This is a genomic window from Kineococcus sp. TRM81007 (assembly GCF_022669155.1).
GTDB lineage: Bacteria > Actinomycetota > Actinomycetes > Actinomycetales > Kineococcaceae > Kineococcus.
The window spans coordinates 20,275-30,712 of the sequence record NZ_JALBVB010000040.1 but is presented as its reverse complement, the minus strand read 5'-3'; the positions used below and the strand labels follow the sequence as shown (position 1 = coordinate 30,712).

Below are 10,438 nucleotides of genomic sequence, written 5' to 3'. Positions count from 1 at the left end.
GGGGGGGGCGGGGGGATGGGTGGGAGTGGGGGTGGCGGGGACAGGAGTGGCGGGAGCGGGGTCAGAGCCAGGTGGGGCGGGGACCCGTGCCGGTGCGGTACCGGCCGGCCTGCTCCCACGGCTCCCGCCCGGTGACCGCGCGCAGCGCCCGCAGCTGGGTGCGGGTGGCCGCCAGCCGCAGCCGCTCCCCCGGGCCCCGGGCCGCGCGCCCGGGGGCACCGGCCGACGGCGCCAGCACCGGCGACAGCAGCAGCTCCGCCGCCGCCGTCAGCCCCGCGTAGAACGGCGCCTCCGCCCGGGTCAGGCCCGGCGGGGCGAGCAGGAAACGGCGCAGGTCGGCCGGGACGGGCTCCAGCACCGGCGCGAACCCGGCCAGCGCCTCGGCCAGCTCCGCCTCGCTCGCGGGCAGGTCGGTGGCACCCAGCGCCTGCGCCGTGCGGGCCCAGTCGCGCACGTACGCGTCCGCCCAGCGCGGGCCGAACCGGCCCGACAGGTCCGCGCCCAGCTCGCGGTGCGCGGCCAGGAAGGCGTCGGTGAACGCCAGGTGCACCCAGCGCAGCAGGTCCGCGTCCCGCGCGGAGTACGCCCGGCCGTCGTCGGTGCGCCCGCGCACCCGCCGGTGCATCCCGCGCACGCGGGCGCAGTCCCGCTCGGCCAGCTCGGCGGACCCGAACGTGCACACCACCAGCCAGCGGGCGGTCCCGGCCAGGCGCGCCCACGGGTCCTCGCGGTAGTCCGAGTGCCCCTGCACCCCCGCCAGCGCCAGCGGGTGCGCCGCCTGCCCCAGCAGCGCGACGAGACCGCCGACGAGGGTGCTCAGGCCGCCGTGCACCGCCCACACCACCCCGTGCGGGTCGAACCAGCCGTCGCGGCCGCCCACGAGCGCGACGTCGCGCACCCAGCGCGGCGCACCCGTGGGGTCGCCCGCCACGCGGGCGCGGAAGGTGCGCCGCACCCGCTCCAGCGGACCGCGCGGGGTGGGGGGCACGGGCTGCGGGGAGGTCAGGAGGCGGCGCGGGTGTCGGCCCGGGCGTCCAGCAGGCCCTCCAGGACCTCGGCGAGCCCGTCGTCGTCCACGTGCCCGGTCACCTCGTCGGCGACCGCGCGCACCTCCTCCGGCGCGTTGCCCATCGCCACGCCGCGCGCCGCCCACCGCAGCATCTCCACGTCGTTGCGGCCGTCGCCGACCGCGAGCGTCGCCGAGCGCGGCACGTCCAGGCGCAGCCGCACCTCCTCCAGCGCGCTGGCCTTGGTGACGCCGTCGGGGGCCAGGTCCAGCCACGCCGTCCAGCCCACCGAGTACGCCACACCGTGCAGGCCGATGCTCTCGACCAGCTCGCCGAACTCGGCCGAGGTGTGCTCGGGGCTGCGCACCACCACGCGCATCACCGGCTCGTCGAACATCTCGTCGAAGGGGACGACCTCGACCTCGCCGGTCAGCTCGCCGTCCGGGAACGGGGCGGTGACCTTGAACCCGCGGCCCAGCACCTCCACCGCGAACAACCCGGTGGGGATGCTCTCGTGCAGCGCCTGCGCGGCCCGGGAGGCGTCGAAGGTGTGCAGGGACACCACCCGGTACCCCTCCGGTTCCGAGCGGTCCAGCTGCACGGTCACGGCGCCGTTGCTGCACACCAGGAACCCGGTGTGCAGGTCCAGCCGCTGCAGCACCGGCAGCACCCCGTGCAGGGAGCGGCCCGTGGCGACCACCACGTGCGCCCCCGACGCCGCCACCCGCTGCACGGCCACCCGCACCCGGTCCGACAGCGCCTCGTCGTGGTCGACGACCGTGCCGTCGACGTCCAGCGCGACCAGCGCGCCACGCATCCCCCCGCTCACCCGGCCGACCCTAGTTCCCGGTGCGACGGGCGGCCCGGCGAGGTCCCCGGCGCCACCCGTCCGGGTGCGGCGGCGCGCCGGGCGGTGCGAGCGCTCAGGCGGGGGTGAGGACGTCCAGCCCCAGGTACGGGCGCAGCGCCTCCGGCACCCGCACCGACCCGTCGGGCTGCTGGTGGTTCTCCAGGATCGCCACGATCCACCGGGTCGTGGCCAGGGTGCCGTTGAGGGTGGCGACGGGGCGGGTGCCGCCCTCCTCGGTGCGCTCGCGCACGCCCAGGCGCCGCGCCTGGAACGTCGTGCAGTTCGAGGTGGACGACAGCTCCCGGTAGGCGCCCTGGGAGGGCACCCACGCCTCGCAGTCGAACTTGCGGGCCGCGGAGCTGCCCAGGTCCCCCGCGGCGGTGTCGATCACCCGGTAGGGCAGCTCGACCGCGGCGAGCATGGCCTCCTCCAGCTCCAGCATCCGCCGGTGCTCGGCCTCGGCGTCCTCGGGGCGGCAGTAGGAGAACATCTCCACCTTGTGGAACTGGTGGACGCGGATGATGCCGCGGGTGTCCTTGCCGTAGGAACCGGCCTCGCGCCGGTAGCAGGCCGACCAGCCCGCGTAGCGCTCCGGGCCCGCCGACAGGTCGAGGATCTCGTCGGCGCGGTACCCCGCCAGCGCCACCTCGGAGGTGCCCGTGAGGTACAGGTCGTCCTCCTCGAGGCGGTACACCTCCGCGGCGTGCGCGCCGAGGAACCCGGTGCCCGCCATCACCTCCGGCTTCACCAGCGTCGGGGTGATCATCGGGGTGAGGCCGGCTTCGACCGCGCGCGCCACGGCGAGGTTCAGCAGCGCCAGCTCCAGCCGCGCCCCCACGCCGGTGAGGAAGTAGAACCGCGAGCCGGACACCTTCGCGCCGCGCTCGGTGTCGATGGCGCCGAGCAGCTCGCCGAGCTCCAGGTGGTCGCGCCAGGCGTCCAGCCCCTCCGGCAGCTCCGGCTTCGCGCCGACCTCCTTGAGCACGACGTAGTCGTCCTCGCCGCCGGGCGGCACGCCGTCGGCGACGACGTTCGGGATGGAGCGCATCGCCGCGTCGAACTCCTGCGCGGCGGCGTCGGCCTCGGCCTGGGCGGCCTTGACCTGCTCGGCGAGCTCCTTCACGCCGGCCAGCAGGGCCTGCTTCTCCTCGCCCTTCGCCTTGGCGACGTCCTTGCCGCGGGACTTCTGCTCCGCGCGCAGCCGCTCGAACTCGGCGATGGCGCCGCGGCGGCGCACGTCGGCGGCGAGCGCCCGGTCGACGGCGGCCTCGTCCTCACCGCGGGCGCGCTGGCTGGCGCGGACGGCGTCGGGGTCGTCCCGGAGCAGGCGCAGGTCGATCACGCGCCGACCCTAACGGAGCACCCGTCCCGGTGCCGCGCTCGTGCGCACGGCCTCCCGGTAGCGTGACGGGCGTGGCGGGGGGCGACCTGTGGGGCGCGGGCGCGTCCGCCGTGGTGCTGGCGGTGCTGCTCGTGGTGGCGTGCGCGCTGCTGGTGCGCGAGCGGCGCACCGGCCGGCGGTTGCGGGCCCTGGTGCGGGAGGTCTCCGCCCCCGCCCCGGAGGCGCCGTCGCCGCGGCGGTCGCGCGCCGCGATCGTGGTGAACCCGACGAAGTTCGCGCACCTCGACGAGCAGGCGCTGCTGCGCAGGCAGGCGTACACCGCGGCGGTGTTCCGCTCCCACGGCTGGGAGGACCCGCTGTGGCTGGAGACCACGCCCACCGAGCGCGGCGCCGAGCAGGCCCGCGAGGCGCTGGGGCGGGGCGTCGACATCGTCCTGGCGGCCGGCGGGGACGGCACCGTGCGCGCCGTCGCGGAGGGCGTGGCGGGCACCGGGGTGCCGATGGGCCTGCTGCCCGCCGGCACCGGCAACCTGCTGGCCCGCAACCTGGAGGTCCCCCACGCGGACCTGGCCGCCGCGCTGGACCTGGTGTTCTCCGCCCCCGACACGGCCGTGGACGTGGGGTGGCTGACGGTGGACCGCACCGGGGCGGACGCCGACCCGGAACGGCACCTGTTCCTCGTCATGGCGGGGCTGGGGTTCGACGCGGCGATGATGGCCGGCGTCGAGGACCGCCTCAAGCGGCACCTGGGGTACGGCGCGTACGTGGTCTCGGGCGCGCGGGCGCTGTGGGGGCCGCAGGCGCGGGTGCGGGTGCGGGTGGACGACGGCGAGGAGGTCGGCGTGCGCACCCGCGCGGTCATCGTCGGCAACTGCGGCCGCCTGACGCGCAACCTGGTGCTGATGCCGGACGCGCGCATCGACGACGGCCTGCTGGACGCCGTGGTGCTCTCCCCGCGCGGCGGCATCGCGTGGGGCGAGGTGGCGTGGGCGATCGTCACCCGGGACCGGCGCGGTCAGCGGCGGGTGCAGCGGCTGCGCGGGCGCAGCGTCGAGGTGCGCTGCACGGACCCGCAGGAGGTGGAGCTGGACGGCGACCCGATCGGCACGGCGCTGCGCATCCGGGTCGCGGTGGAGCCGGCCGCGCTGCTGGTGCGCTGCCCCCCGCTGCCCCCGCTGCCCCGCTGAGGCCCCCGCCCGGCGGGCGGCGGCCGGTCGGGTGAACCCGCCGGGCCGCTCCGGGGAGAACGCCTCCCGGGCGGTGCGCGGGACGGCACAGTCGTCGGGTGCCCGCCGCCCAGGACCGCCGACGCGTGCCCCGGGGGCGCCGCCCCGCGCTGCGCGCGCTGTGGTCGGGCGCGCTGGTGCTGGCGCTCGCGGTGGGCGTGCCGGCGCTGGAGCGCACGGGTCTGGTCGACGGCACGGGGGTGGCGTCCGCCGAACCGCGCCACTACCCGACGCCGGGCTTCGAGTCGGCCGGCGCCCCGCTGGGGCGGCCCGATCCGGTCGCGTCGCCCAGCGCGTCCTGGTCGGCCGAGGAGCGGGGCGCGGACGGCGAGCCGGCGCGCTGGGACCCGTGCCGGCCGGTGCACCACGTGGTGAACCCTGCGGGGATGCCGCCCGGCGGCGAGGAGGTGCTGGCCTCGGCGCTGGAGCGCGTCTCGCGCGCCACGGGCCTGCGGTTCGTCCTCGACGGCACCACCGACGAGACGGACCGGGCGACGCCGTACGACCCGCAGCGCTGGGGCGACCGGTGGGCGCCGGCGCTGCTGCGCTGGGACCTGTCGGAGGAGCGGGCGGTGTGGCTGCACGAGCTGGCGCACACGGTGGGCCTGGGGCACGTGGAGGACGCCGAGCAGCTGATGAACCCGGAGCTCACCGAGGTGGCCGGTTTCGCGGCGGGGGACCTGACGGGCCTGGCCGCCCTGGGGACCGGCCCCTGCCTCGGCGAGGTCTGACCCCCGCCCTCGCGCAGCCACCCCTCCCCCTCACCCCTCCCCCTCGATGGTCTTGCACGGTCGAGAGCNCCACCGCAGGGTGGGGAGCGGGGCGAGGTGTCAGGCGCCGCCGGCGCGCAGGCGGTCCAGCCAGTCCTGCGCCTGCGCGAACGCGGCGTCGGTGGGGCCGGAGCCGAGCACGGCGTGGCCGCCGTCGGCGCGCGGGTAGCTGCCGACGAACCGCACCCGCTCGCACACCCGGTGCAGGCCCATGAGGGCCTCGCCGACGCGGGCGTCGTCCAGGTGGCCGTCGCAGTCGATGGAGAAGCAGTAGCGCCCCAGGGCGTCGCCGGCGGGGCGGGACTCGATGCGGGTGAGGTTGATGCCGCGGGTGACGAACTGCTCCAGCGCCTCCACCAGGGCGCCGGGGCGCTCCTCGCGCAGGAACAGCACCAGGGACGTCTTGTCGTTCCCGGTGCGCTCGGGCACGGCACCGGGCCGGGAGAGCAGCACGAAGCGGGTCTGGGCGCCGGCGCGGTCCTCGATGCGCTCGGCGAGCACGTCCAGGCCGAAGCGGCGGGCGGCGAACGGCGCGCACACCGCGCCCTCGAAGCCGGCGGCGGGCCCGCCGTCGCGCTCGGCGGCCAGGGCGGCGGCGGAGGCGGCGGTGGAGGTGGCGGGCACGTAGGAGACGCCGGGCAGCTCCCGGTGCAGCCGGTGGCGCACCTGGGCGTAGGCGTGCGAGTGGGTGCTGACGCGCCGCACGTCGGCGAGCGCGGTGCCGGGGAGGGCGGCCAGCACGAAGGAGACCGGCAGGACGACCTCGGCGACCACGACGAGGGGCTCACCGACCGCGAGGCCGTCGAGGGTGGCGGGCACGCCGCCCTCGACGGAGTTCTCGATGGGCACGCAGCCGACGTCGACGGCGCCGGTGCGCACCGCCTCGATGGTGGCGTCGACGCTGGGCATGGCCTCGGCGGGCCCGTCGGGCACGACGGTGCGCAGGGCGGCCTCCGAGAAGGTGCCGACGGGGCCGAAGAACGCGTAGCGGGGCACGGGGGAACGCTATCCCGACGGGTCGCCGCGCCCACCCGCTGCGCCGGCCGGTGCGCGCGACCGTGGGCGCGACCGTGCGCACCGGTCGGTGCGGCGGGGGTCAGCTGGCGGTGCGCAGGCGGCGGCGGTCCTGGCGGGCGGCCCAGATCTGCTCGCGCTGGTCCTCGGTGAGCCCGCCCCACACGCCGTAGACCTCGCGGTGGCTGAGGACGTGCTCGCGGCACTGGCGCAGGACGGGGCACTCGGCGCACACGGCGAGCGCGGCGGCGTCGCGGTGCTGGCGGGACGCTCCCCGTTCGAGCTCGGGGTGGAAGAACAGCTCGGGGTCGGCGTCGCGGCAGGACCCCCGCAACTGCCACTCCCAGGCGTCGACGGTCGGGCGCAGGTTGTGCGTCGTCTGGGTCACGGTTCCCCCTCGGTTGGGCGCTCTTGCTGAGCCGTCTTCCCCCGGGAGCCGCGCGCCTAAACACAGAGCGACTAATCGATCACCCACCGTGAAGGCCGTGCGAGCGCGACACGCCCCGCGGCTCCCCCGCCGGCCGGGCCACCACCCGCGCCAGCGCCACCAGGGCCAGGCACGCCCACCACAGGTCCCCGCTCTGCACGGCGCGCGCCAGCGGCACCGGCACCGCCCCGGACGCCAGCAGGTTCGCCCCCCACCACGGCCACGCCACCCACAGCCCCGCCGTCGCCACCAGGGCCACCACGACCCGGCGGCGCTCGCGGCCGTCACCGGCCAGCGCCCCCAGCACCACCACGCCCCACACCAGGTGGTGCAGCCACGACACCGGCGAGACCAGCACCGCCACCAGCCCGCAGGCCGCCACCTCCCCCACCGTCGAGCCGCACCGGTGCATCCGGCGCGCCACCGCGAAGCCGGCCGCCGCCGCGACGGCCGCCACCAGCGCCCACAGCGCGGTCGTCGTGCCGTCCGCCAGGTACAGCCGCAGCAGGAAGCCGCGGATCGACTGGTTCGACGAGCCCGCGTTCGGGCCCAGCCGGTCGGGGTTCAGCAGCGCGGAGGTCCAGAACTCCAGCGACGCCTCCGGCGCCAGCAGGAACGTCGCCACCGTCACCCCCGCCGCCGCCACCACCGCGTTGCGCAGCTCGCGCCACTGCCGGGTGATCGCGAAGTGGACCAGGAACACCCCCGGCGTCAGCTTGACCGCCACCGCCACCCCGACGAGGGCCCCGCGCGGCCAGCGCACCCGGAACCGGCCCAGGCGCACCCCCTCCGCTCCGCGCACCAGGTCCAGCAGGCACAGCGAGACCAGCACCAGGTTCACCTGGCCGAAGCGCACGTTCTCCCCCACCGGGGAGATCCACACGCACGCACCGGTGATCACGCCCTGCGCCAGCGGCGCCCAGCGCCCGCCGCGGGCCAGCAGCGGCCGGAACGCCAGCCCCACCACCAGCCACAGCAGCGCCAGCTGCACCCCCGTCCACACCCAGCCGGCGGCGCCCCACGGCAGCAGCGCCAGCGGCACGGCCAGCACCGCCGAGAACGTGGGGTACGTGAACGGCAGCAGCTGCGGCACCTCGGTGACGACCTCGTACACCGGGCGACCCAGCAGCAGGCTGCGACCTGCCTCCCGGTACACCTCCAGGTCCACCTGCCACTGGTCCTGCGGGTACGCCACCAGGTAGCGGTGCACCACCGGCGCCGACGCGGCCAGCACCACCAGCACGCCCAGCACCAGCGGCAGCAGCGCCGGCGGGGACGCCCCCGCCCCACCGGCGCGTCCCCGCGCTCCCGACGCCCGCGCTCCCCCGTCCACGACCACCCGCCGATCCTCCCCCAGACCCCCACCCGCTCCGTCACGAGCCGCGCACGGGCGGGTCCTTAGCCTGGACGGGTGCCGCCCCGCCCCGCGCCCGCCCACCGCCCCGCCCCCGCCCCGGCGCCGAGGGCCCTGCTGGGGGTGGCGCTGGGGGTGCTCGCGCTCCTGCTGACCGCGCTGACCGCGCTGCCCGCGCTGACCGCGGCGCCCGCGCGCGCCGCCGCACCGGCCGGGGACGGTGAGCAGCACCCCCTGGTGCTCGTCGGCTTCAGCGGTGTGCGCTGGTCGGACGTCTCCGAGGAGGCCGCGCCCGCGCTGGCCGCCATGCGCAGCGGCGCCATCGGCACGGTCGCGGTGCGCAGCGTGTTCACCGCCGCCTGCCCGGGCGACGGCTGGCTGGCGCTGGCGTCCGCGCGGCGCGCCACCGACTTCGCCGGCACCTCCGCCGAGCACGTCAACGCCCCCTGCGCCCCCGTCGCCGAGGTCGTCGACGGCGTGCAGCCGGACTTCGAGCGGTACCGCGAGATCGCCGCCGCGGGCACGTTCGGCGCCGAGCCGGGCCTGCTGGGCGACGCGCTCGCCGAGGCCGGCACCCGCGCCCTGGCGGTCGGCCCGGGTGCGGGCGTGGCGCTGGCGACCTCGCGGGGGCTGGTCCCGGCGTACGTGGGCAGCGAGGAGGCACCCACCCCGGCCGCCGTCGGCGGGTACGTGCGGGACGCGCTGGAGTCCGGCGCCGAGGTCGTCGTCGTCGACGCCGGGGTCGTGCGCGACCCCGCGGACCTGCCCGGCCAGGAGGAGGCGCCGGCCGCCTCGCGCGCCGAGCAGGTCGCCGCCGTGGACGCCGTCGTCGGCGCCGTGCAGGAGGCGGTGGCCGCCTCCACCGGCACCGACGGCACGACCCTGTTCACCGCCTCGATCGCCGATGCCGGCAAGACGGCGCACCTGCAGTTCGCCGCCGCCACCGGCCCGCAGCCCGGCGGCGGGGACTACGACGGCCTGCTCGTCAGCCGCTCCACCCGCCAGGTCGGCATCGTGCAGACCACGGACCTGACGCCCACCGTGCTGGCCCTGGCGCTGGGGGCCGACCACGGCGTCGCCGGGCTGGTGGGCGCACCGGTCACCTCCACCCGGGCGGGCACGAGCCTGGCCGAGCGGGTCGAGAAGGTGCGCGACCTGGACCAGGCGGCCCAGGCCGTGCAGCCGCTCGTGGCGCCGTTCTTCACCGCCTGGGGCGCCTCGCAGATCGTCCTGTACGCGGTGGCGACCCTCGCGCTGCGCCGCGCGTGGGGTGGGCCGAGCGGGCGGCGGCGGGTGCTGGCGTGGCTGCGCGCCCTGGCCGTGGTGTACGGCGCGGTGTGCGCCTCGACGTTCCTGGCGAACACGATCCCGTGGTGGCGCTACGGCGACTCCACCGGCGAGCACCTGCTGGCCGTGACCGGCGCGGTCGGCCTGTACGTGGCGGCGATCACGGCCGTGGCGCTGCTGGGGCCGTGGCGCCGGCACCCGCTGGGGCCGCTCGGCGTCGTCGGCGCGATCACGGCCGGGGTGCTCGCGATCGACACCGCGACCGGGTCGCGGCTGATCACCTCCAGCCTCAACGGCCTGCAACCGGTGGTGGCGGGCCGCTTCTACGGCCTGGGCAACCAGCAGTTCGCGCTGTTCGCCACCGGGGCGCTGCTGTTCACGATCGCCGTGGCCGACCGGCTGCTGCTGGCGGGGCGGCGGCGCGCGGCCGTGGCGGCGGTGGCGGGCCTGGGGCTGCTGGCCGTCTACGTCGACGGCGTGCTGGGCAGCGACTTCGGCGGGCCGCCGGCGATCGTGCCGGCGTTCGGGTTGTTCGCGCTGCTCGTGGCGGGCGTGCGGGTGACGTGGCGGCGGGTGCTGCTGCTGCTGGCCGGCACGGTGCTGCTGCTGGCGGCGATCTCGCTGGTGGACTGGGTGCGGCCGGTGGACCAGCAGACGCACCTGGGGCGGTTCGTGCAGACGCTCCTGGACGGCGGGGCGTGGCAGGTCGTGGAGCGCAAGCTGGCGCAGAACCTGCGGATCCTCGTGGGCAACTGGATCCTCAGCGCGGTGCTGGCCCTGGCGGGGGTGTTCATCGCGTTCGTCCTGGTGCGCCCGCGCGTGCTGGGCGTGCCGGTGCTGCAGCGCACCTACGACCGGCACCCGGCGCTGCGGCCGGGGTGCGTGGCGCTGCTGGTGCTGCTGGGCATCGGCTTCGCCGTCAACGACTCCGGTGCCGCGGTGCCGGCGGTGGGCGCGATGCTGGCGGTGCCGCTGCTGATCGCGACGTGCACGCGGACGATGGAGTTCCTCGAACCCGACGGCCACCGCCCCGCCGAACCCTCCCCAACCCCCCGCTGACCCCCACCCCTCTCCCCTCCCCGCCCCCGCCCCCGCCCCCGCCCCCGCCCTCGCCCTCGCCCTCGCCCTCGCCCTCGCCCTCGCGGTGATCTTGCACGGTTG

At 77.3% G+C, this 10,438-nt stretch carries 9 protein-coding genes; 3 read left to right on the top strand and 6 right to left on the bottom strand.

The genetic code is table 11. The features are described from left to right. Positions 1 to 61: 61 nt before the first annotated feature. The 3 genes from MN205_RS05535 to serS all read right to left on the bottom strand — a co-directional run bounded on the left by MN205_RS05535 (position 62) and on the right by serS (position 3,199). Positions 62 to 988 (bottom strand): oxygenase MpaB family protein, encoded by a 927-nt coding sequence (locus tag MN205_RS05535; protein ID WP_242125101.1) that lies wholly within the window; start codon positions 986 to 988, stop codon positions 62 to 64. 14 nt (positions 989 to 1,002) lie between these two features. Beyond that, the gene (locus MN205_RS05530) at positions 1,003 to 1,836 is read right to left on the bottom strand and encodes an HAD family hydrolase (RefSeq protein WP_242125099.1); all 834 of its coding nucleotides are present in this window, start codon (positions 1,834 to 1,836) and stop codon (positions 1,003 to 1,005) included. A 94-nt stretch (positions 1,837 to 1,930) separates the two neighbouring features. Continuing rightward, complete coding sequence (serS, locus tag MN205_RS05525; RefSeq protein WP_242125097.1) at positions 1,931 to 3,199, bottom strand: serine--tRNA ligase; 1,269 nt, start codon at positions 3,197 to 3,199, stop codon at positions 1,931 to 1,933. Between the two features lie 71 nt (positions 3,200 to 3,270). Between serS and MN205_RS05520 the strand changes: the two genes are divergently transcribed. Further along, a complete protein-coding gene (locus MN205_RS05520; RefSeq protein WP_242125096.1) occupies positions 3,271 to 4,386 on the top strand; it encodes a diacylglycerol kinase family protein in 1,116 nt (371 codons plus the stop codon). A 98-nt stretch (positions 4,387 to 4,484) separates the two neighbouring features. Further along, positions 4,485 to 5,156 carry a hypothetical protein gene (locus tag MN205_RS05515; RefSeq protein ID WP_242125094.1) on the top strand — a complete coding sequence of 224 codons (672 nt, stop codon included), beginning with the start codon at positions 4,485 to 4,487 and terminating at the stop codon, positions 5,154 to 5,156. Between the two features lie 99 nt (positions 5,157 to 5,255). Here the strand turns inward: MN205_RS05515 and pheA are convergent, their stop codons facing one another. The 3 genes from pheA to MN205_RS21620 form a co-directional block, all read right to left on the bottom strand. Next, positions 5,256 to 6,191: a prephenate dehydratase gene (gene pheA / locus MN205_RS05510; protein WP_242125092.1), complete on the bottom strand. Its 936-nt coding sequence runs from the start codon at positions 6,189 to 6,191 to the stop codon at positions 5,256 to 5,258. A 100-nt stretch (positions 6,192 to 6,291) separates the two neighbouring features. Continuing rightward, positions 6,292 to 6,597: a WhiB family transcriptional regulator gene (locus tag MN205_RS05505; RefSeq protein ID WP_242125090.1), complete on the bottom strand. Its 306-nt coding sequence runs from the start codon at positions 6,595 to 6,597 to the stop codon at positions 6,292 to 6,294. Positions 6,598 to 6,676: 79 nt separating this feature from the next. Continuing rightward, entirely contained in the window at positions 6,677 to 7,975 is a 1,299-nt protein-coding gene (locus MN205_RS21620; RefSeq protein ID WP_308220240.1) for a glycosyltransferase 87 family protein, read from the bottom strand. Between the two features lie 72 nt (positions 7,976 to 8,047). Here MN205_RS21620 and MN205_RS21615 point away from each other — a divergent pair, with 72 nt between their 5' ends. Further along, positions 8,048 to 10,336 carry a hypothetical protein gene (locus MN205_RS21615; RefSeq protein ID WP_242125088.1) on the top strand — a complete coding sequence of 763 codons (2,289 nt, stop codon included), beginning with the start codon at positions 8,048 to 8,050 and terminating at the stop codon, positions 10,334 to 10,336. Positions 10,337 to 10,438 lie beyond the last annotated feature (102 nt).